The following is a 21,584-nucleotide window of genomic DNA, read 5'->3' on the forward strand; positions in this document are numbered from 1 at the left end:
CGAGAGTGGGCGCCGTCCGACCCGGTCGTGAGACCCGGTCGAATGTGCCCCGCGACAGGAACAACCGACGCCCGACGCGCATCGCAGACGGCTCGACACATTCAAGGTGCAGTCATGAACATCATCGAACAGCTCGATAAGGAGCAGATGGCCGCTATTGTCGAGAAGCGCGCCATCCCGGACTTCGGTCCCGGCGATACCGTCCGCGTCAACGTCAAGGTCGTCGAAGGCACGCGCACCCGCGTGCAGGCCTACGAGGGCGTCTGCATCGCCCGCAACGGCGCCGGCCTGAACGAGAACTTCACCGTCCGCAAGATCTCCTACGGCGAGGGCGTGGAGCGCGTGTTCCCGGTCTACACTCCCCTGATCGAGTCGGTCGAGGTGGTTCGCCGCGGTAAGGTCCGTCGTGCCAAGCTCTATTACCTGCGTGGCCTGACCGGCAAGGCGGCCCGTATCGTCGAGAAGAAGCAGGACAACCGCAAGCAGGAAGCCAAGAAGACCGCCTGAGGTCTTCGGCCTGTTTCGGCAGTTTCGCAGCGCCGGTCGGGGCAACCCGGCCGGCGTTTTTGCGTCTGGCTGTTCGTTGCGTCGGGCCGCTTCATGCATCCGGGCGCTCGGGCGATATTAAGCCTAACGAGAACTAAACATCGGCCGGGCGGCTGCGTGCCCTGGTCTCGCCCCGAACCGCGCCCCAGAGTCCCTGCTCGTAACGTTCTGTTAAGAGATCGGCTCGGGTCATGCGGTATCGGGCACTCGACGGCTGGCGCGGCCTTTCAGCGCTCGGGGTGGCACTGTTCCACCTGAACGCGCTCGGACACTTCTCCGCGCTCGGCTTCGTCCAGAACAGCTTCCTGCTGGTCGACTTCTTCTTCGTGCTGAGCGGCTTCGTGATCACGCGCGCCAGTGCCGACACGCTGGGCGCCGGCCGGGGCGCGGGGCCATTTCTGGTGCGCCGGTTCGGCCGGGTCTATCCGCTGCATTTCGTCATGCTGGCGGCGTTCCTGGCGATGGAGTGCCTGAAGCTCTGGGCGTCCAGGCACGGCGCGGTGCTGAACACGCCGCCGTTCGCCGAGGCGAAGTCGCTCGCGACGCTGCCGAGCAACCTGCTCATGATCCAGTCGCTGGGCTTCTACGAACATCCGACCTGGAATTTTCCGGCCTGGAGCATCTCGGTCGAGTTCTGGACCTATGTCGTGTTCGCGCTGGTCTCGGTCGCGACCGCCGGGCGGACGCGGACGTGGTTTCTGGCCGGGCTGATGGTCGGATCATGGGCGGTCGTCGCGATGTTCTCCCGGCACGGGCAGGAGGTGATGGCGGATCTCGGCTTCTTCCGCTGCCTGTCGGGCTTCCTCGCCGGCCATTTCGTCGCGCGCATCGCCGATCGGCTGCCGCGGCCGGGGCGCTTCGGAACGCTCGTCGAAGTCGGGGCGACCGTGCTCGCCGTCGGCTTTGTCAGCGTGGCGGGGACGTCCGCGCTCGGGTTTGCGGCGCCGCTCGTCTTCGCGGCCGTGGTCGCGGTGTTCGCGGCCGAGGCGGGGGCGCTGTCGCGCTGGCTCTCGACTGCGCCGCTGCAGGCGCTCGGCGCCTGGTCCTTCGCGATCTACATGCTGCACGTGTTCGTGCTGGAGAACCTGATCGGCCGCGTCGTGGTCATCGCCGAGCGGCATTTCGGCGTGGCCTTGATCGGCGTCGGTCACGACCCGCTCGGCGGGGCGGACTATCCGCTGATCCTGCTCGGCGGCCGTTTCGAGGTCGATCTCCTGGCGATCGGATACCTCGCCGTGGTGATCCTGCTCGCGGCGGTCGCGCATCGTGTGGTCGAGATTCCGGCCCGCACCGCGTTCCGGCGGCTCGCCGACGGCCGCCTGCGCTTCGGGACGGCCCGCGCGGCCGGCGAACCGCGCGCGTCGGCGTAAACGCAAACGGGCGCCGTACGGCGCCCGTTCGACGGGTCTCCTGCAACCTTCCTATCAGCTGAAGAGGCGGAACCGCTTGGCGGCGGTATCCTCTTCCTCTTCGACATCGGCGCCGGCCGGGCCGGGATCGTCGGGGGCGCGGTTGAGGCCGACCGGCGGGATGGCCGGGCGGGACGCGGCGCCATCGGTCGCGACCGCGGCCGGCGTCACCGGCTTCATCGTCTCCGACTTCGGACCGACCACGACCTTTTCCGCCGCAGCGGGCTTCGGGGCCGCCTTGACGGGTTCAGGCTCGGGCGCGGCCGGCGTCGAGCGCCGCAGGCGCCGGTTCAGCCGGAGACGGAGTGGCCGGAGACGGAGTAGCCGGAGACGGGGCGGAAGGCCCGGACGGACCCGCACCGAGCTCGATCGTCTTGGCGGATGCAGCCGGGGGCGCGATCTCTTCCTCTTCGATCGCGAGCAGGTGGTCGTCGCCGGTGAGGCTCTCGGGCGGCACCTTCCATTCGAAGGCGTCGAGCTTGCCGGTCGCTGGCGACACCGGCATCCAGGTGTCCGATACGAAGCCTTCCGCGACCCAGGCCGGATCGCGCGGCGCGCGCACCGCGCGGGCGAGCCAGCCGCGCGCGGCGTTGCGGTCGCCGTGCTGGCGGGTCTCGATCTCGGCCATCAGCAGGCAGACGCGCCGGGTCGGCACCTCGGCGATCAGCGGCTTCAGCGCGGTGCGGGCGCCGTCGAAGTCGCCGGCGTCGAGCGAGCCCCAGGCGATCGCGAAGGCGCCTTCGGGATGGTTGGCGCGCACGCGGCCGAGCTCGCGGATGCGGGTCAGGCGATCCTGCACCGAGTCGCCCGGACGCAGATAGGCGTAGGCGCGGGCGAGATCGGGATGTGGGTCGAGCCGCCAGGTGCTCTCGATCACGCGCGCGGCCTTGCGGACGTCGCCGCCGCGCGCGAGCAGGCGGGCGGCCAGAACCGAGGCCGGTACCAGCTCGGGCGCCAGGCCATGGGCTTCCATGGCGAGGTTCTTGGCGCGCTCCGGTTCACCCTGTTCGAGCTCGCCGGCGAGCGCGGTCAGTGCGACGGCGCGCAGCCGCTTGGCGGCGGCCTTGTCGATCACCTTGTTGCGGGCGTTGCGATCGATGGTGGCGAGCGCGTCTTCCCAGTCGTGGGTCTGGGCCTGGAACTCGAGCAGGGCCTGACCGGCCCAGCCGATGCGCGGCTGGGTGTTGTGGGCCTCTTCCGCGAAGTGCCGGGCCGCTTCGGCCTCGCCATAGCGGGACGCCTCGACATAGAGGCCGCGCAGGCCGAGCAGGCGGGTGTCCGGCTCCTTCGCCATGCGCTCGAAGGCGGCCCGCGCGCGGTCGCGGTCGCCGGTCAGCTGGGCGGCCTGTGCTTCGAGCAGCAGCGCGAGCGGCTCGTCGCCGAGGATGCGGCGCGCCTCGATCGCGAGCCGGCCGGCCTGCGACGGGTCGCCGGCGCCGACCGCGATCATGCCCTGCGACAGCGCGCGCCAGCCGCGCTCGCGGCGGCGGCGTTCGAAGAAGGCGCCGATCAGGCTCGGGGTGTTCCAGACACCGCGCAGCACCGCGACGACGGCCATCACGATCAGGATCAGCACGGCGATGGCGATACCGACGGTCATCACGTCGGTTTCGGTGCGATAACCGAGCCAGTCGACCGCGACGGCGCCGTTGTGATCGGCGAGCCAGGAGAAGCCGAGCGCGGCGGCGGCGAGGAACGCGAAGAACAGGACGAGCTTCAACATTCGCTTATGGCCTCACTGGCTCGGCTGGGAGAGCTTGGCGAGCACGGCGCCGGTGACGGCGGTGAGCGCCTTGTCGGCGGCGACGCGGGCCTTCAGCGCCTGCGCCCAGGCCTCGGAGACCCTCTTTCCGGCGTCGGGGAGCGCGTCCCATTCGGCCGCGGCGCCGGCGAAGTCGCCCTTGCCGAGCTTGGCCTCGATCCGGGCGACGATCGCGCCCGGACCCGAGCCGGCCGCCTCGCCCTCGGGGCGGATGCGGACGACGCGGGTCGCGTTGTTGAAGATCGCGCCGAACACGCCGGCTTCGTTGCCGACCGGCTTCGGCTCGGTCACATCGAGGATTGCCGGCGCGATCGCCTTGAAATCGGCGGCGAGCTTCGCCGGCGTGGAGACGCCGGTCGCAGCGAAGGGCGCGAGCGGCTTCAGTTCGACCGAACCGCCGGCGATGCCGGTCGCGGTGTCGAGTTCGCCCTGATAGGGGCGGCCGGCATCGACCGCGGCGCGCAGCGCGCCGAGCGAGACGGCGAGGATCGCGTCACGGCGGGCGGCGGCGCCGTCCTTGGTCCAGGCTTCGAGCTTGCCGACCGTGGTGCCGAGAGCGGCGACGCGGCCGTCGATCGCGTCGGTCTTCTGCGCGATGCCGTCGACGGCCTTGCCGACGTCGGCCTTGATCGTGTCGATGGTGGCGACGCGCTGGCCGAGATCGGCAATCTTGGTGCCCGCCTGTTGCTGGCCGCTCGCCAGCGCCTTGATGTCGCTGGCGAAGGCTTCGACCGCAGTGATGCGGGTCAGAGCGCCGTCGACGGTGGCGCGCACGTCCTCGAGCGAGGCGATGCGGCCCTGCAGCCGCTCCATCGCCTTCTTCTGCTCGTCGGTGAAGCTCTGCAGGTTGGCCTGCGTCGCGGCCGAGGCGTCGAGCAGGCGCTTGGACAGGGCGCGCGCGTCGGACTCGAACACGCCCATGCGCGCCTTGAGGTCGCCGTTGGCTTCCTCCAAGGCGGCGCGGGCGCTGGCGAGGTCCGCGGTCGCCTTGGTGCCGGCGTCGGTGACGCTCTGGGTCAGCTTGGCGATTGCGGCGTCGTATTCGGTCTTGGTCGGGCTCGGCGGCGGTGCCGGCTTGGTTTCGATCGCCTCGACGCGGGAGCGAAGGGCGGCGAGATCGGCGGCGCGCGCCTCGATTGCCTTGGCGTTGTCGGCGGCGGCGGACCGGGCGGCATCGACGGCGGCCGGTTCGACCTTGGGCAGCGCCTTCAGCGCCGCATCCAGCTCGGCGAGGCGCTTCTCGATCGGGGTGAGGTCGACCGCCGCGCCGGTCGTCGGGCGCGCGGAGAGGTCGGCGATCTTCTTTTCGAGCGCGGCGACGTCGGCCGGGGCTCCGGTGGTACCGGAGCCGCCGGCGCCTGGCCAGTTGCCGCTCGCGGCGAGGCCCCAGGCGGCGCCGAGGCCGAGCACGCCGCCGACGAGCGCGGCGGCGATCGGCATGGCGAGGCCGGGCTTCTGCTCGGCGGCGACGGGCGCCGTCGTCGCGGACGGCCGTGCCTCGGACGAGGTTTCGGCCGAGGCGCCGATCGATGCATCCGGAGATGCGGATGCGTCGGCGGTGGTCGCCTCGATCGTGCTCGGGTTCAGCGGCTCGGACGAAGCCGAGGCTTCGGTGACCGTCTCGGGAGAGGCCGGGGCCGGATCGGCCGGCGTCTCGGACGCGGGGTGGGCGGTGCCGGATGTGGCGGCGTGGGTGGCGCCGGCGGCCGTGGTCTCGGCCTCCGTAGCCTCCGCCGGCGCGGCCTCCGGAGCCGTGGCGCCGGTGGCTACGGTTTCGGGCGCGGGATCCGGGTTGGTGGGCTGCGGCGTCTCGCCTTCGCGGGGCTCGACGCGCACCGATGCGGCCTGCAGGTCGATGGTGATCGGATCGCGCCGGCCGGTGTTGTCGCCGCCGTCGTTGCGACCCGCATCCTGACGCGACTTGTCTGCGCCGCTGCCCTTGCCCTTGGCCATTCCGTTCTCCCTGCACGAGCCCTCGTCGGGTCCGGTGCCGCCCGGTGGCCCGGGCCACCGAGGACACGACGGTCGGCGACCGGTCCCGGTTCCGCTCACATCGCCGCCCGATCGCGGCGGGCGCATGGCGAAGTCGCCGGGCCCGCGCTCATCGAAGCGGCGTTCGTCTCGTCCTTGGCGCAAACCCCTAGCCGCGCTTCTTTAACGGAGTGTGGCGAGCAGGCTCTCCGCGGTCGGTTCGTCGGCGACGACCACCCGCTGAAAGCCGGCCTCGGCCACACGGGCCGCTACGGGAGCGGATATAGCATGGACCGTCGGAGCCGGCCAATTCCGGCCTTCGAAGGCCTCAGTCAGGCGACTGACAAACAGGTCGGCCGTCCGTTTCGAATAGAGCAGCACGGCTCGGATCGACCCGTCGGCGAGGGCCGCCACGGTTGCCGGATCGAGATGGTCGGACGGGTCCATCCGGTAGATCTCGCTGGTGACGACCGTCAGTCCGTCCGGCGCGAGCCGGCCGGCGAGATCGCCGCTGCGGTCGACGCCGGCGGCATAGAGCACCGCGCCCCCGGCGGGATCGCAGGCCGCGAGCAGCCGGCCGGCCAGATCCTCCCAGGTGCCGCCGGCCGAGCGCACGTCGGCGAAGCCCGCGTCGCGGGCGGCGGCGGCGGTCGCGTCGCCGACGGTGAAGACGGGCTTGTCTCGATAGGCGCCGATCTCGGGATGCTGGCCGAGAAGCCGGGCGGCGGCCCGGCTGGTCAGCGCCACGGCCTGGATGCCGGCCGGGTCGGGCAGGGCGGCGTCCAGCGGCCGGGGCACCAGAAGCGGGTCGACGATCGGGTCATGCCCCATCGCGCGTAGCCGGTCCGCGGTGGTCGAGGCCTCGGGTTCCGGGCGCGTGACGAGAACCCGCATCCCTGGAGCCCCGCTCAGACGCCGAGCGAGGCGAAGAAATCGGCGCCGCCGCGGATGCGCAGGGCCTCGCCGGCCTCGCGGCCGATCGCGGCCGCGCGTTCCGGCTCGCCTTCTGCGGAGATTGCATGCGCCTGCTGGCCGTCCGGCCGCAGGATCAGGCCGCGGAACTGCAACCGCTCGCCGTCGACGGTCGCGAGACCGGCGATCGGCGTGCGGCAGGAGCCGTCGAGTTCGCGCAGGAAGGCGCGTTCGCAGATCAGCGCCGCGGCGGTCTCGGGATGGTGGATCAGGCCGACCAGCTCGTTGACCTCGCGCTCGTCCGCCTTGGTCTCGATGCAGATCGCGCCCTGACCGACGGCGGGAAGAAAGTCCTCGGCCGGAATCAGGCTCGCGATCTCGTGGTCGAGACCGAGCCGCTTCAGGCCGGCATAGGCGAGCAGCGTCGCGTCGACGACGCCCTCGTCGAGCTTGCGCAACCGGGTCTGCACGTTGCCGCGATAGTTCACCACCGCGAGGTCGGGGCGCAGCCGCTTCACCATCGCCTGCCGGCGTAGCGAGGCGGTGCCGACCACCGAGCCCGGCGGCAGTTCGGCGAGCGTCTTGGCCTTGCGCGAGATGAAGGCATCGCGCACGTCCTCGCGGGGCAGGAAGGCGGACAGGATCAGCCCGTCCGGCAGGATCGTCGGCATGTCCTTCGAGGAATGGACGGCGAGATCGATGGTACGCTCCTCGAGCGCGTCCTCGATCTCCTTGGTGAACAGTCCCTTGCCGCCGACCTCGGCGAGCGGCCGATCCTGGATGCGGTCGCCGGAGGTCGACATCACGACGATCTCGAACCGGTCCTGGGCGAGCCCGGTCGCGGCCATCAGGCGGTCGCGGACCTCGTGGGCCTGCGCCAGCGCCAGCGCGCTGCCCCGCGTTCCGATCCGCCAGATCCGCGTCGACCCTGCCGTCGCGCTGCCGTTGTGCGCTGCCGAAGCGTCCGATTGCCCGTGGGATTGCACGTGGTTCCGTCCCGATGCTAGAGCAGGTCCGGCTCGCCGCCGGACGCCGGCCTCCCCATGGCCGGCTCAGTTTCGATCTTCTCTAGAGGAGATCCGAACGGTGCGCCATCGTTGTTACCCCGATGCCGTTGCGTGCCGCATCGGCCGAGATCCGCGCGGCTCCGAGCCTTCGCGCCAACCACGATCCGCCCCGGTCCGCAATGCCCAGATCCGCGACGCCATCCGCCGGGACGACCGGCGAGATCCTGATCCTAGGGATCGAGACGAGCTGCGACGAGACCGCCGCGGCGGTGGTCGCGCGCGGACCCGACGGGCAGGGCCGGATCCTCGCCAATGTCGTGCGCTCGCAGATCGAGGAACATGCCGTGTTCGGCGGCGTGGTGCCGGAAATCGCGGCGCGCGCGCATGTCGAGTTGCTGGACGGCATCGTCGCGGCCGCGCTCGCCGATGCCGGGGTCGGCTTCGGCGACCTTGCGGCGGTCTCGGCGACCGCCGGCCCGGGCCTGATCGGCGGCGTCATCGTCGGGTTGATGACGGCCAAGGCGATCGCCATGACGCATCGCCTGCCGCTCGTCGCGGTCAATCATCTCGAAGGTCATGCGCTGACGGCGCGCATGACCGATCAACTCGCCTTCCCCTATCTGCTGCTGCTCGTCTCGGGCGGTCACACGCAGTTCGTCGCCGTGCACGGGCTCGGCCGCTACGAGCGGCTCGGCACCACCATCGACGATGCCCTCGGCGAGGCCTTCGACAAGACCGCCAAGATGCTCGGCCTACCCTATCCGGGCGGACCGGCGGTCGAGCGTGTGGCGCGCGACGGCGACCCGACCCGCTTCGATCTGCCGCGGCCCTATCTCGGCCGCGACAGCCTCGATTTCTCGTTCTCCGGCCTGAAGACCGCGGTCCGGCAGGCGGCCGCGGCGGTCGCGCCGCTGACCGAGCGCGACGTCGCCGATCTCGCCGCCTCGTTCCAGGCCGCCGTCACCGATGTGATCGGCCGCAAGGTCGAGCGCGCGCTGGAACGGTTCCGGCGCGCGACCGGGGTCGCCGAGCCGGTGCTGGTCGCCGCTGGCGGTGTCGCGGCCAACAAGGCGATCGGGGCGGCGCTCGGGGCCGCCGCCGCGAAGGTCGGCGGCCGCGTGGTCGTGCCGCCGCCGAAGCTCTGCACCGACAATGGCGCGATGATCGCCTGGGCCGGCGCCGAACGGCTCGCGGCCGGGCTGATCGACGGGCTCGACGCCCCGGCCCGCGCGCGCTGGCCGCTCGATGCCGACGCGGCGCCGAAGCTCGGTTCCGGCCAGCTCGGGGCCAAGGCATGAGCGCGGCGGAGACCTCCGGGGCGACGATGCCGGGCGCGATGCGTTCGGTGGCGGTGGTCGGCGGCGGCGCCTTCGGTACGGCGCTGGCGCTGGTGGCGGCGCGGGCCGGCCGACGCGCGGTGCTCGTCGCGCGCGATGCGGAAACGGTCGCCGCGATCAACGGGCAGGCCCGCAATCCGCGCTATCTCGGCGATCTCGTCCTCGAGCCTGCGATTGTGGCGACGACCGACATCGGCGCCGTCGCCAAAGCCGATCTCGTCGTCCTCGCCGTGCCCGCGCAAGCGACGCGTGCGGCGGCGCGCGATCTCTCCGGCGTGGTCCGGCCGGGCGTGCCGGTGATCGCCGCCGCCAAGGGGCTTGAAAACGGCACCCACGCGGTCATGACCGACATTATCGCCGCCGAGTTGCCGCAGGCCGCGCCGGCCTGCCTGTCGGGACCGAGCTTCGCCGCCGATATCGCGCGGGGCCTGCCGACCGCGCTGACCGTCGCGGCGGCCGACATGGACCTTGCCGAGGCGCTGGCGCAGGCGCTGACCTCGCCGAGCTTCCGGCCCTATGCCTCGGACGATCTCATCGGCGTGCAGATCGGCGGGGCGCTGAAGAACGTGCTCGCCATCGGCGCCGGCATGGTGGTCGGTCGCGGGCTCGGGGCGAGCGCGCAGGCGGCTCTGGTCGCGCGCGGCTTCGCCGAACTGGCGCGGCTCGGCCGGGCGCTCGGCGGGCGTACCGAGACGCTGATGGGGCTTTCGGGCCTCGGCGATCTCGTGCTGACCGCGACCTCGCCGCAGTCGCGCAATTTCTCGCTCGGGCTCGCGATCGGGGAGGGCGGCTCCGTCGCGGCGCTGACGGGGGCCGGGACCAAGCTCGCCGAGGGCGCGACCACGGCCGCGGTCGCGGTCCGTTTCGCGGCCGAGCGCGACGTCGAGCTGCCGATCGCGGCGGCGGTCGCGGCGGTACTGTCGGGCCGGCTCAGCGTCGATGGCGCGGTCGAGAGCCTGATGTCGCGGCCGCTGAAGCGCGAAGTCGAATAGGCGCGCGTGCCGGTGGTGTGCGCGCCTCGGCCGCCCGCTTCACCGGTTCCGCCCCAGCCCGAAACCCTCTACTGTGCCGGCGCAACGGTTCGTTCCATCGGAGGACATGCATGCTGTTCATGGCGATCTGCCGCGACAAGGCCGGGCACACGGGCGTGCGCGCGGCCAACCGCGATACCCATCTCGCCTGGTTGAAGGGGCTCGGCGACACGGTGAAGATCGCCGGTCCGTTCATGGACGAGGCGGCGACCGAGATGCGCGGTTCGCTGGTGGTGATCGAGGCGGAGAGCCTGGCGGCGGCGACCGCGATCTTCGACGCCGACCCTTACAAGGCGGCGGGCCTGTTCGAGAGCGTCGAGATCCGGCCCTGGCGCTGGGTCGTCGGCGCGCCGGCCGCGTGAGGCGCGACCATGGCGCATTGGCTCTACAAGTCCGAACCGGAGGTCTGGTCCTGGGACCGGCAGGTCGAGGCCGGTGAGGCCGGCACCTATTGGGACGGCGTCCGCAACTATCTCGCCAACAATCACATGAAGGCGATGCAGGTCGGCGAGCGCGGCTTCTTCTATCACTCGAACGAGGGCAAGGCCGTCGTCGGCATCGTCGAGGTGGTCAAGCCCTGGGCGCATGATCCCAAGGACGAGACCGGCAAGTTCGGTGCGGTAACGTTGAAGGCGGTGGCGCCGTTGCCGAAGCCGGTCGGGCTCGTCGAGATCAAGGCCGATCCGCGGCTCGCCGAGATGGTGCTGGTCAAGAACTCGCGGCTGTCGGTGCAACCGGTCACGGACGACGAATGGGCGCTGATCTGCTCGCTCGGCGGCGTGACGGCACCCTGAACGGAGACCGGATGGGCAGGGGCGACGAGGCGGCTTTCATCGCGGCGAACACGGCTCTCGCCGCGCCGCCGCACGTGCCGGAGATCCGGCTGCATCTCGCCACCGATGCCCTGCCGCTCTGGCACAAGACCGAAGAGGAACTCGACGCCGCGGGCCTGCCGCTGCCGTTCTGGGCTTTCGCCTGGGCCGGCGGGCAGGCGCTCGCGCGCCATGTCCTCGACAATCCGGATCTGGTCCGCGGCCGCCAAGTGCTGGTGTTCGCGGCCGGCTCGGGGCTGGAGGCGATCGCGGCATGCCGGGCCGGTGCGGCCGCGGTGGTCGCGACCGATATCGATGCCTTCGCCCGCTCCGCCATGGTGCTGAACGCGGCGGCGAACGGTGTCGGCTTCGAGATCACGGCTATGGACGTGCTCGCCGCGCCGTTCGCGGCGCTTCAGCCGCGCCCGGACGTCGTGCTGCTCGGCGACGTCTTCTATGAAAAGCCGATGGCCGAGCGGGTCGCCACCTGGGCGGCGCAAGCGCTCGCGGCCGGCGCGAACGTGCTGGTCGGTGATCCCGGCCGGTCGTACCTGCCGAAGGATCGCCTCGTCGCGCTCGCCGAATACCGCGTCCCGACGACATTGGCGCTCGAGGATGCCGAGGTGAAGCGCACTGTCGTGTGGCGCTTTCTCGGCTGAACGACTTCTGTTTCCGACTGCTTTCGGCCCCCGATCCGTTCATGGCGGAGGGAGGCGTCGTTGCGCGTGACATCCCCCGAAATCGCCGTGACCGGTCTCGACGTTCGGCCTCTCGCTTGCAAATATGAAGGAGAGGTTGACGGCTCGTCTCAATTCGGGACGAAAGCCGTCCCGGAATCGGACTTTCGGAACGCGAGTCGACCCGTCGGGTTGGTCGTTTCGGGATCGGGAGCGCGAAGCGGATGGAAATCGGACCGAACGGCGGCACCTGGCGGTTGGGGGCGTATGGACGCCGCCGGATCGCGGCCGGCCGTGTCGGTGCGGTGCCGCCCGGCGCCAAACGCGAGGACGAACGCGACGAGGGCAGCCGCGACGAGCGCCGCGCGCTGGTGGCGCCGACACGGATCGCAGAGCCCGTCGAGGAACCGACCCGGATCGTTCGGTTCCGCTCGCATGCGCCGTTCGTGGCGCAGCTGATCGCCAGCCGTGACGCGCATCCGGACCTCAGGACCCGGCGCCGCGCCGAGCCGGCGGTGGCGGCGGACGCCTACGAGCGCACGCGTGACCGGCCGAGCGACCTCCCGGCCGGCTATCTCGTTCGCACCGCGCTCTGAGCGCGATCAGAGCGCGTCGGATCGGCTTGTCGCTGGCTTTCTGTCGCGCGAAGTGGTGCACGATCGGGGCATCCCGATCGTGCGTTTAGAGGCCGCCCGGCTCAGTAGCCGATTGCGCAACCGTCCTTGCGCGGATCCGAACCGCCGATCAGCACGCCGCGCTCGTGGTCGATGAAGATCGCCTGGCCGCCGCCGATGGCGTTCTTCTCGGTCACGACCTGGTGGCCGCGCGCCTTCAGGCCTTCGACGGTCGCGGCGGGGATGCTGCGCTCGGCCGCCGCGGTGGTGCGGTCCGCGGCCCAGAACAGGCGCGGGAAGTCGAGCGCCTCCTGCGGGTCCATGCCGTAATCGACGATGTTGCTGATCAGATGGGCGTGGCCGACCGCCTGATAGGCGCCGCCCATGACGCCGAACGGCATCACCGGCCGGCCCTTGCGCAGCGCGAAGCCCGGAATGATCGTGTGCATCGGCCGCTTGCGCGGGCCGATGCAGTTCGGATGCTTCGGATCGACGACGAAGCAGGCGCCACGGTTCTGCAGCACGAGGCCGGTCTTCTCGGTGACGATGCCCGAGCCGAAGTGCGAATAGACCGAGTTGATGAAGGAGATCGCGCGCTGATCGCGGTCGACGACGGTCAGGTAGACCGTGTCGGCCTCGGGGATCTTCTCAGGCGTCACGTCGGCGAGCCGGCTTTCGCGGCTGATCCGGTCGGCGAGCCCGGCGCCGTAGCCGTCGGATATCAGCACGTCGACGGGCGCGCGCATGTGCGCGGGATCCGAGATGAAGGCGTCGCGCACCGCATAGGCGAGCCGGCCGGCCTCGAATTCGAGGTGGAACCGCTCGGGGCCATGCGGGTCGAGGCTCGCGAGGTCGAAGCGCTTCAGGATATTGAGCATCACCAGCGCGGTGATGCCCTGGCCGTTCGGCGGGATCTCGGCGATTTCCATGTCGCGATAGGTCGAGGTCACCGGCGTCACGTCGGTCGCCTCGGTCGCGGCGAGGTCGTCGGCATCCAGATGGCCGCCGAGCGCCTTGATCGTCGCGGCGATGTCGTCGGCGATCTCGCCCTCGTAGAAGGCGCGTGCGCCTTTCTCCGCGACGATCTTGAGCGTGCGGGCCAGTGCCGGCAGCCGCCACAGGTCGCCGGCGACCGGGGTGGCGCCGTTCTTCAGGTAATGCATCGTCGCGCCAGGATTGGCCGCGAGCTTGCCGAGATCGCCCGCCCAGTCGTGGGCGACGCGCGGCGTGACCGGAAAACCGTGCTCGGCGTAGCGGATCGCCGGCTCGAGCGCGCGGCCGATGTCCCAGGTGCCATGCTTCTCGAGCAGATGCGCCCAGGCCGCGACCGAGCCCGGCGCGGTCACGGCATGGACCGACTCGGTCTCGATCTTGTCGATGCCACGCTCGACGAACCAGTTCGCTTCGGCTCCCTTGGCGGCGCGTCCCGAGCCGTTCAGACCGTGGAGGCCGCCGTCGGGCGTCGAGATGATCGCGAAACAGTCGCCGCCGAGGCCGGTCATGTGCGGCTCGACCACGGCGAGCACCGCGGAGGCGGCCACGGCCGCGTCGACGGCATTGCCGCCGCGACGCAGCACATCGAGCGCGGTCGCGGAGGCGAGCGGATGCGAAGTCGCGGCCATGCCTTCGGTCGCCATGGCGGGCGAGCGGCCCGGGAACTGGAAGTCGCGCAAGGGAGGTCTCCGGAGAGGCAGGGCGGCAGGAAGGGGCGGATTGGCCGGACGGTGGTCCCGTCGCGGTCCCGGTTGCGATCTCAGTCGCGATCGAAGCCGAAATCGCGGCGCGCGCCGCGGATCGTCACGGTGAAGCCGCCGACCACGTCGATCAGCGCGATCACCATCAGGACGAAGAACACCGAGGTAGCACAGGCGCGGACCGTCAGGAACTCGACCAGATAGGCGATGAACAGGACGAGCGACATGCCGTGGTCGACGATGGTCGGCCCGGACGTGCGCGTCGCCTTGACGATCTCGATGAACAGAGAGACGAGCGCGACGACGATCAGCACATCGCCGAGCATCAGCGTGAAACGGCCGCCCGAGACCAGGTCGAGGGCGAGGATCGGCCGCGTCCAGGGATCTCCCGTCGCGACGCCGAACGGCCCGAGACCAACGAGATTGTAGACGACGAGGGGCACGAGGGTCAGCGGGATGTTGAAGAACATCGGTCCACCGGTCGGTTGGCAGGAAGCCGAATTTGGCACGCCGGGGGGCGAGAAGAAAAGACCGGGGAAGGGGATGGCTGCCAAAAGAAAAGGCCGGCGCTGGCGCCGGCCCGATCTTTCAGGACATCATGCCGCGGCGGACCGCGACCGGAAGCGTTTGGTGGTTCGGATCGAGAACGGCGACGCGTGCGTGGCCGTCGATCGAACCAAAGACCTCAGTCGGCCTTGGCTTCCAGGATCTGGCGACCGCGGTACATGCCGGTCTTCAGATCGACGTGATGCGGACGGCGCAGCTCGCCCGAGTCCTTGTCCTCGACGTAGGTCGGCGCCTTGAGCGCGTCCGCCGAGCGGCGGAAGCCACGCTTCATGCGCGACGTCTTTCTTTTCGGAACGGCCATTTCTCGAACTCCCGATACGTCCGGCCCGGCTGCGGTCTCGACCGCCGACGCCGTCCGTGTCACTTCAATGTCGTCCCCGTCCGAAGCCCGGTCCCGATCGGCCCCGTGGCAGACACGAGGGCACCTCGGCGACGTCTCGGAGTGGTTTGCCGGTCCCGCGGTCGACCCGCGAGCCAGGCACCACTCAATGAGCTTCGTTGCGGGAGCGACCCGACCGAAGTGCCTCGTCAAGGGTGGATGGGCGCGGCTTATACAGTCTCTCGTCCCGTTTGACCAGTACGCCGGCGTGTTTTTCTGCCGCGCAAACGGGCCCGCAGCGCCGGGCCGCGCCGATGATGTCCCGGCGTCGTGCCGAGATGGTCAACGCATCGTGGTCCGCGTCGTTTTCGCACCGAAGATGCAGCCGGTCCAGGCGTCGGCGGCGAGCATCCGGCCTTCGATGGTCGCGGCGAGAATCCGGTGCCGGCGGCTCGGCTTCTCGGGCTTGCGCAGGATCGGGTTCGGCAGGCTGGTGGCCAGCAGCGCCGCCTCGCGCCGGTCGAGCGCGGCGGCCGGCTTGTTGAAGTGCCGGCGCGCGGCGGCCTCGGCGCCATAGATGCCTGGACCCCATTCGGCGATGTTCAGGTAGATCTCCAGCACGCGACGCTTCGGCATCACGAAGTCGATCCAATAGGCGAGCGGCAGCTCGATCGCCTTGCGGACGTAGGAGCGGGAGTTCCACAGGAACAGGTTCTTCGCCACCTGCATGGTGATGGTGCTGGCGCCGCGCACGCCGCGGCCGGTCTTCTCGGCGCGCGAAAGCGCCTCCTGCATCTCGTCCCAGTCGACGCCGTGATGGGTGCAGAAGGCCGCATCCTCCGAGGACACCACCGCCTTGATCAGATGCGGCGAGATCGAGCCGATCGGCATCCAGCGCTGGTCGATCGCCTCGCCTGAAAGCCGGTCGGCGAGAATGGGCGAGGTGATCGGTGGGTCGATCCCGCGATAGGCGACCGCGCCGAGGAATGGCACCGTCGCGAGCAGCGCCACGACGATCACCAGCGTGCGCAGGATCCTGAAGGCGGTGCGCCAGCGCGACCGGCGGGATCCGCGCGCGGTCGGCGCCGCCCTCGACGTGCCGGATTTCAGCGCCGGGATCTTGGCCGCGTCATCCAATTGGGTTAGCTGAGCGCCCGAGATCCGATCCATGAGAGCCGCCCTTCCGCCATGACTGCAACGCTCGACGACGAACGCGGCCCCTTCGAGGCACGTCTGGCCGATGCCGCCGGCGCTGTCGAGACAACGCTCGACCGGCTGCTCGGTGCCGACCCGCTCGACCAAGAAATAGCGCGTCCGGCGCGGCTGATCGAGGCCATCCGCTATGCGACGCTCGGCGGCGGCAAGCGGCTCCGGCCGTTCCTGCTGATCGAGGCTGCCGCATTGTTCGGCGTCGGCGGCGAGGGTGCTGCGCGCGGCGGCGGCGCTCGAGATGCTCCATGGCTACAGCCTCGTCCATGACGACCTGCCGGCCATGGACGACGACGATCTCAGGCGCGGCCGGCCGACCGTGCATCGCGCCTACGACGAGGCGACGGCGATCCTGGTCGGCGACGCGCTGCTGACCTATGCCTTCGACGTCATGGCGGATCCTGCGACCCATGCCGACGGCGCGGTGCGCGCCGACCTGGTGCGCCGGCTGGCGCGCGCGGCCGGGCTCGGCGGCATGGTCGGCGGCCAGATGCTCGATCTGGCGGCGGAGGGCCGCTACGCCGCCGACGGCCGGCCGCTGGCGCTCGGGGCGGACGAGATCCGCCGGCTGCAGGCGATGAAGACCGGCGCGCTGATCCGTTTCGCCTGCGAGGCCGGCGCGGTGATCGGCGGCGCCGGTCCCGACGATCTCGCGCGGCTCGGCCGCTATGGCGCGATCATCGGCCTCGCCTTCCAGATCGCCGATGATCTGATCGACCTCGAAGCCACGCCCGAGGTTGCCGGCAAGGCGACCGGCAAGGATGCCGAGCGCGGCAAGGCGACGCTGGTCGCGCTCAACGGGGCGGCAGCAATGCGCGCGCAACTTGGCGAGCTCGTGACCGAGGCCGAAGCGGTGCTCGCGCCGTTCGGCGACCGTGCACGAACGCTGGTCCAGACGGCGCGGTTCATCGCCGGCCGCTCATTCTGATTTCGGCGGCAGAGGTCGTCGTTCCGTCGTCCCTCCAGCAAAGAAAAAGGCCGGCAACATGGGTTGCCGGCCTTGAAGTTGTGCCCGCTGGGAGGAAGCCGGCGACGGTCGGGCACCGCCACCGGGGAAGAACCTGTGGTCGATCTCACTTCTGGGCGAGATCGAAGGCCTCGAGCGCGACGCGCGGCGCCACCGCTTCGGTCAGCACGCCGACCGGCTTGGCGCGGGTGGCGGCGGCGAAACGGGCGGCCGGCACGTACCAGGGCGCGACGGCGGCGGTCATGACGCTCGCCCGCGGCGAACGGCTGCCGAGCCGGTCGAGCTTGGCCTTCTGAACCGCCTCCGACAGCAGGTCGTCGGCAAGCGCGTAGGAGGCGAGCTGGTGCACGGCAGTCATCGGCACGATGATCTGCGTGACTTCGCGGGCCTGGCCGGTCTTCAGCATGGTGGTGCGCACCGTCGCCGGCAGCGCGCCGCGGGAGGCGGCCTCGGCGACGTCGGTCTCGTCGAGGATCGCGACATCGACGCGACCCTTGGCCAGCGCCAGCATCAGCTCCGCCGGGGTGCGGCGGGTCTCGGCGTTCGGCTTCAGCAGGCGCAGGTAGTTGACGGTGTGCAGCGCGCACTCGCCGTGCGCCCAGACATCCGCGCCGCGCTCGCCGAGCTTGGCGTCGTAGATGAAGCCGCGGCAGCCGTTGACGGGCAGGCTGATCAGCAGCGTCTCCAGGAAGGTCGCGCCATACTGCTTGCCGAAGCCCGGCACGAAGCCGACGCGCTTGGGATGCGAGCCGGCGAAGGCGGCGAGGCCCTCGGTGGTTTCGACCGCGCTGGCGGCGACCTTCGACTGGTCGAAGGCGACGACCTGCTGGCGGATGTCGAACGGCACGGTCGAGCCGGCCATGTAGGCCGCGTCGGCGACATTGGCGATCGCCGGATCGATGTCCTTGGAATGCGGCAGCAGATCGAGCACGCGGCCGGAGGCGAGGCCCGCCTCGACGAAGCCGCGGGCACGGGCGTCCGACATCAGCACGAGGTCGGCCGGGCTCGGGCGACCGGCTTCCTTGGCGGCGGCGATCTCGGTGGTGATGGTCGCGGCCGGCTTGACGGCGAACTCGACCTTGATCCCGCGGGACTTGGCGAAGCGCGGCGCGACGACTTCGGCGAAGAAGGTCTTGAAGCGGCTGTCGTCGGCCCAGACGGTCAGCGTGCCGCCGGCCTTGAGCTGGGTGGCGATCGCGGTGCGGATCGCGTTGCGGTCGAGGGCCGTGCCGGTCTCGGCCGCGCGGGCCGGGGTGGCGAGAGCGGTGGCGGCGAGCAGCGCCGCGGCAATGGCATGGGTGTACGTGCGGTTCATCGGACTTCTCCTGCCGGTGCATCGGGCCGCCGGTCAGTTCGGGAAAAAACGAAGTCTCCCGATCCTTGGGTTCCGTTATCGGTCTTGTCATTGGCGGATCATCTCAGGCCTCTCGCCGAAGCGGGGTGGCCCGGAGCCGCTGTGCTGTTGATGAATCGTGTAATCGAAGCCCGTGGCACTGTAAAATCAGTGATGTTGCCGACCTGAACCGGTTAAACAACTGTTCATAGGCGATCCCGATCGATCGACGGCCGCATCCATCCATGGGGGGCAGTTTCAATCGATCAGATTCGAATAAGGTGAATTGCTGATTTAAACGCGTTTAATCTCGCGAGCGCTTTTCGACAGTGACGCGACAATGGCATGCGTTGCGCGCAGCCCAGCCGTGCGCAAAATGCTTCCAGCTTTAATAAAATCAGACGACTGCGGTGACGGTCGCGGTCACTCGGCCGCGCGGCCGACGCCGAAGCGGCGCTCGATATAGTCCTCGACCAGCTTCTTGAAATCGTCGGCGATGCCGGGACCACGCAGCGTCAGCGCCTTCTTGCCGTCGATGAACACGGGCGCGGCCGGGGCCTCGCCGGTGCCGGGCAGCGAAATGCCGATATCGGCATGCTTCGATTCACCCGGCCCGTTCACGATGCAGCCCATGACGGCGAGGTTCAGCGTCTCGACGCCCGGATACTTCTCGCGCCAGACCGGCATCGAGGTGCGGATGTGGTCCTGGATGTCGCGGGCGAGTTCCTGGAACACGGTCGAGGTGGTGCGGCCGCAGCCCGGGCAGGCGGCCACCACCGGCACGAAGGAGCGGAAGCCCATGGTCTGCAAGAGTTCCTGCGCGGCGATCACCTCGCGGGTGCGATCGCCACCGGGCTCGGGCGTCAGGGAATAGCGGATCGTGTCGCCGATGCCCTGTTGCAGCAGGATGCCCATCGCGGCCGAGGAGGCGACCAGCCCCTTCGAGCCCATGCCGGCCTCGGTCAGGCCGAGATGCAGCGCATAGTCGGAACGCCGGGCGAGTTCGACATAGACCGCGATCAGGTCCTGCACCTGGCTGACCTTGGCCGAGATGACGATCCGGTTCCTCGACAGGCCGAGTTCCTCGGCGTAGGCCGCCGACAGCAGCGCCGACTGCACGATCGCCTCGTGCATGACCTCGCGCGCCGAACGGGGCGAGCCGGCTTCGGCGTTCTCGTCCATCAGGCGGGTCAAGAGATCCTGGTCGAGCGAGCCCCAGTTGACGCCGATCCGGACCGGCTTGCCCCAGTGGATCGCCTTCTCGACGATTTCGGCGAACTGGCGGTCCTTCTTGTCCTTGAAGCCGACGTTGCCCGGGTTGATCCGGTACTTGGCCAGCGCCTCGGCGCAGGCCGGATGATCGGCGAGCAGCTTGTGGCCGATGTAGTGGAAGTCGCCGACCAGCGGCACGCGCACGCCGCGCTTCAGCAGCTTCTCGTGGATGTGCGGCACGGCCGCGGCCGCCTCGTCGCGGTCGACGGTGATGCGGACCAGTTCCGAGCCGGCGCGGGCGAGGGCCGCGACTTGCGCCACGGTCGCTTCGATGTCGGCGGTGTCGGTGTTGGTCATCGACTGCACGACCACCGGATGCCCGCCGCCGACGATCACGCCGCCGATGTCGACCGGCACGGTGATGCGACGGGCGAGGGGGCGGCGAGGAAGGCGGTCATGGGCGAGGCTCCGGCTGGCCGGCGCACGGTGGCGGCGGCACCGCACAAAAGGGGCCTCGGATCGGCTTCGTCAAGGGGCGCGGAAGGGGTCGGGCGCCGCCTATCGGCGCGCATGGCGGCTCCGGCAGGTTCGGAAACCCTGATCCGCGCAGGCCGGAAGCATTCTTCCTGCCCTTGCGCCGGCTCCGCTTCTGATTAATGTGCCGCGCAAATTCGGCATTATGACAGGAACGGGATCGCGATCCATGGCGACGAAGCAGGTCAAGAAGGTCGTACTCGCCTATTCGGGCGGGCTCGACACGTCGATCATCCTCAAGTGGCTGCAGGTCACCTACGGCTGCGAGGTGGTGACGTTCACCGCCGACCTCGGTCAGGGCGAGGAGCTCGAGCCGGCGCGCAAGAAGGCCGAGATGCTCGGCATCAAGGAGATCTTCATCGACGACGTGCGCGAGGAGTTCGTGCGCGACTTCGTGTTCCCGATGTTCCGCGCCAATGCGCAGTACGAGGGTCTCTACCTGCTCGGCACCTCGATCGCCCGGCCGCTGATCGCCAAGCGCCAGATCGAGATCGCGCGCCAGGTCGGCGCCGACGCGGTCTGCCACGGCGCGACCGGCAAGGGCAACGACCAGGTTCGCTTCGAGCTCTCCTACTATGCGCTGCAGCCGGACATCACGGTGATCGCGCCCTGGCGCGAGTGGGAGTTCAAGAGCCGCGAGGCGCTGATCGACTTTGCCGAGAAGAACCAGATCCCGATCTCCAAGGACAAGCGCGGCGAGGCGCCGTTCTCGGTCGACGCGAACCTATTGCACTCGTCCTCGGAAGGAAAGGTGCTCGAGGATCCGTGGATCGAGGCGCCGGAATACGTCCACATGCGCACGATCTCGCCGGAGGCCGCCCCCGACAAGGCGACCGAGATCGTCATCGATTTCGAGAAGGGCGATCCGGTCGCCATCGACGGCGAGCGCCTGTCGCCGGCCGCGCTGCTGACCAAGCTCAACGAGCTCGGCAAGGCCAACGGCATCGGCCGGCTCGATCTCGTCGAAAACCGCTTCGTCGGCATGAAGTCGCGCGGCATCTACGAGACGCCCGGCGGCACGATCCTCTTGCAGGCGCATCGCGGCATCGAGAGCATCACGCTCGACCGCGGCGCGGGGCACCTCAAGGACGAGCTGATGCCGCGCTATGCGGAGCTGATCTATTTCGGCTTCTGGTACTCGCCGGAGCGCGAGATGCTGCAGGCGTTGATCGACAAGAGCCAGGAGCAGGTCACCGGCCAGGTGCGGCTCAAGCTCTACAAGGGCAACGTGACGGTGACCGGCCGCCGCTCGCCCTATTCGCTCTACGACCAGGACCTCGTCACCTTCGAGGAGGGCAAGGTCGCCTACGATCACCGCGACGCCGCCGGCTTCATCAAGCTCAACGCGCTGCGCCTGCGCACGCTCGCCAAGCGGCGCGCGCGCGACGCCGGCTGATCGACGTCGGCCGATGGCCGAAGACGAAAAAGCCCCCTCGGGGCGCGGCGCGGGCGAAGTCAACGGCTTCGCCCGCGTTCTGTTTTTTGCGGCCGCGGTGGTGGTCGCGGCCGTCGCCCTGGTGGTGATCGGCGTCGGCGCCCTGATCGGATCGCGAACGACGGTGTTCGTGGGGGTGACCGGGTTCGGTGTCGCCCTCTATCTGGTCTGGCGCGCGTTCAAGGCGCCGTGACGGTGCTTCCGCCGGCGATTCGCTCATCCGAGCATCGCCCGCG

General features: G+C 70.1%; 20 protein-coding genes and 2 pseudogenes. 11 read left to right on the forward strand and 11 right to left on the reverse strand.

The genetic code is table 11. The features are described from left to right. The first annotated feature begins 114 nt into the window (after window positions 1–114). Together rplS and ABS361_19275 are read left to right on the forward strand one after the other, a co-directional pair. Window positions 115–507, forward strand: coding sequence for a 50S ribosomal protein L19 (rplS, locus tag ABS361_19270; GenBank protein ID XBY44159.1), 393 nt, complete (start codon window positions 115–117; stop codon window positions 505–507). Between the two features lie 230 nt (window positions 508–737). After that, a complete protein-coding gene (locus ABS361_19275) occupies window positions 738–1,916 on the forward strand; it encodes an acyltransferase (protein ID XBY44160.1) in 1,179 nt (392 codons plus the stop codon). Window positions 1,917–1,970: 54 nt separating this feature from the next. Here ABS361_19275 and ABS361_19280 read toward each other — a convergent pair whose 3' ends face one another. The 5 genes from ABS361_19280 to hemC form a co-directional block, all read right to left on the reverse strand. Further along, a complete protein-coding gene (locus ABS361_19280) occupies window positions 1,971–2,159 on the reverse strand; it encodes a hypothetical protein (GenBank protein ID XBY44161.1) in 189 nt (62 codons plus the stop codon). Between the two features lie 43 nt (window positions 2,160–2,202). Next, the gene (locus ABS361_19285) at window positions 2,203–3,678 is read right to left on the reverse strand and encodes a heme biosynthesis HemY N-terminal domain-containing protein (protein XBY44162.1); all 1,476 of its coding nucleotides are present in this window, start codon (window positions 3,676–3,678) and stop codon (window positions 2,203–2,205) included. Between the two features lie 12 nt (window positions 3,679–3,690). Further along, window positions 3,691–5,670 (reverse strand): hypothetical protein, encoded by a 1,980-nt coding sequence (locus ABS361_19290; GenBank protein XBY44163.1) that lies wholly within the window; start codon window positions 5,668–5,670, stop codon window positions 3,691–3,693. Between the two features lie 201 nt (window positions 5,671–5,871). After that, window positions 5,872–6,582, reverse strand: coding sequence for a uroporphyrinogen-III synthase (locus ABS361_19295; GenBank protein XBY44164.1), 711 nt, complete (start codon window positions 6,580–6,582; stop codon window positions 5,872–5,874). Window positions 6,583–6,596: 14 nt separating this feature from the next. Beyond that, the gene (gene hemC / locus ABS361_19300) at window positions 6,597–7,517 is read right to left on the reverse strand and encodes a hydroxymethylbilane synthase (GenBank protein XBY46950.1); all 921 of its coding nucleotides are present in this window, start codon (window positions 7,515–7,517) and stop codon (window positions 6,597–6,599) included. Window positions 7,518–7,828: 311 nt separating this feature from the next. Between hemC and tsaD the strand changes: the two genes are divergently transcribed. The 6 genes from tsaD to ABS361_19330 all read left to right on the forward strand — a co-directional run bounded on the left by tsaD (window position 7,829) and on the right by ABS361_19330 (window position 12,060). Next, the gene (tsaD, locus tag ABS361_19305) at window positions 7,829–8,905 is read left to right on the forward strand and encodes a tRNA (adenosine(37)-N6)-threonylcarbamoyltransferase complex transferase subunit TsaD (GenBank protein ID XBY46951.1); all 1,077 of its coding nucleotides are present in this window, start codon (window positions 7,829–7,831) and stop codon (window positions 8,903–8,905) included. Next, window positions 8,902–9,936, forward strand: a complete 1,035-nt coding sequence (locus ABS361_19310; GenBank protein XBY44165.1) for an NAD(P)H-dependent glycerol-3-phosphate dehydrogenase — start codon at window positions 8,902–8,904, stop codon at window positions 9,934–9,936. The genes tsaD and ABS361_19310 overlap by 4 nt, the downstream gene beginning before the upstream one ends. Window positions 9,937–10,046: 110 nt before the next feature. Next, window positions 10,047–10,337 carry a YciI family protein gene (locus ABS361_19315; protein ID XBY44166.1) on the forward strand — a complete coding sequence of 97 codons (291 nt, stop codon included), beginning with the start codon at window positions 10,047–10,049 and terminating at the stop codon, window positions 10,335–10,337. Window positions 10,338–10,346: 9 nt separating this feature from the next. After that, the gene (locus ABS361_19320; GenBank protein ID XBY44167.1) at window positions 10,347–10,769 is read left to right on the forward strand and encodes an EVE domain-containing protein; all 423 of its coding nucleotides are present in this window, start codon (window positions 10,347–10,349) and stop codon (window positions 10,767–10,769) included. A gap of 11 nt (window positions 10,770–10,780) precedes the next feature. Continuing rightward, window positions 10,781–11,446 (forward strand): 50S ribosomal protein L11 methyltransferase, encoded by a 666-nt coding sequence (locus tag ABS361_19325; protein XBY44168.1) that lies wholly within the window; start codon window positions 10,781–10,783, stop codon window positions 11,444–11,446. 242 nt (window positions 11,447–11,688) lie between these two features. Then, window positions 11,689–12,060 carry a hypothetical protein gene (locus ABS361_19330; GenBank protein ID XBY44169.1) on the forward strand — a complete coding sequence of 124 codons (372 nt, stop codon included), beginning with the start codon at window positions 11,689–11,691 and terminating at the stop codon, window positions 12,058–12,060. Between the two features lie 101 nt (window positions 12,061–12,161). On the opposite strand, the gene ggt is transcribed toward ABS361_19330, so the two are convergent. The 4 genes from ggt to mtgA all read right to left on the reverse strand — a co-directional run bounded on the left by ggt (window position 12,162) and on the right by mtgA (window position 15,795). Then, on the reverse strand, window positions 12,162–13,751 hold the full coding sequence (ggt, locus tag ABS361_19335; protein XBY44170.1) for a gamma-glutamyltransferase: 1,590 nt from the start codon (window positions 13,749–13,751) through the stop codon (window positions 12,162–12,164). 80 nt (window positions 13,752–13,831) lie between these two features. Beyond that, complete coding sequence (locus ABS361_19340; GenBank protein ID XBY44171.1) at window positions 13,832–14,242, reverse strand: hypothetical protein; 411 nt, start codon at window positions 14,240–14,242, stop codon at window positions 13,832–13,834. 215 nt (window positions 14,243–14,457) lie between these two features. Then, window positions 14,458–14,640 (reverse strand): 50S ribosomal protein L32, encoded by a 183-nt coding sequence (gene rpmF / locus ABS361_19345; protein ID XBY44172.1) that lies wholly within the window; start codon window positions 14,638–14,640, stop codon window positions 14,458–14,460. 360 nt (window positions 14,641–15,000) lie between these two features. Further along, window positions 15,001–15,795 carry a monofunctional biosynthetic peptidoglycan transglycosylase gene (gene mtgA, locus ABS361_19350; GenBank protein XBY44173.1) on the reverse strand — a complete coding sequence of 265 codons (795 nt, stop codon included), beginning with the start codon at window positions 15,793–15,795 and terminating at the stop codon, window positions 15,001–15,003. A gap of 51 nt (window positions 15,796–15,846) precedes the next feature. Between mtgA and ABS361_19355 the strand changes: the two are divergent. Next, a pseudogene (locus tag ABS361_19355) lies at window positions 15,847–16,795 on the forward strand (polyprenyl synthetase family protein). A 145-nt stretch (window positions 16,796–16,940) separates the two neighbouring features. Here the strand turns inward: ABS361_19355 and ABS361_19360 are convergent. Next, entirely contained in the window at window positions 16,941–18,149 is a 1,209-nt protein-coding gene (locus tag ABS361_19360; protein ID XBY44174.1) for an extracellular solute-binding protein, read from the reverse strand. Between the two features lie 441 nt (window positions 18,150–18,590). After that, a pseudogene (gene ispG / locus ABS361_19365) lies at window positions 18,591–19,811 on the reverse strand (flavodoxin-dependent (E)-4-hydroxy-3-methylbut-2-enyl-diphosphate synthase). Between the two features lie 271 nt (window positions 19,812–20,082). On the opposite strand from ispG, the gene ABS361_19370 reads away from it, so the two are divergent. Together ABS361_19370 and ABS361_19375 are read left to right on the forward strand one after the other, a co-directional pair. Continuing rightward, a complete protein-coding gene (locus ABS361_19370; protein ID XBY44175.1) occupies window positions 20,083–21,309 on the forward strand; it encodes an argininosuccinate synthase in 1,227 nt (408 codons plus the stop codon). A 13-nt stretch (window positions 21,310–21,322) separates the two neighbouring features. Next, entirely contained in the window at window positions 21,323–21,541 is a 219-nt protein-coding gene (locus tag ABS361_19375; GenBank protein XBY44176.1) for a hypothetical protein, read from the forward strand. Window positions 21,542–21,584 lie beyond the last annotated feature (43 nt).

This window comes from Ancalomicrobiaceae bacterium S20 (assembly GCA_040269895.1).
Lineage (GTDB): Bacteria > Pseudomonadota > Alphaproteobacteria > Rhizobiales > Ancalomicrobiaceae > Methyloraptor > Methyloraptor flagellatus.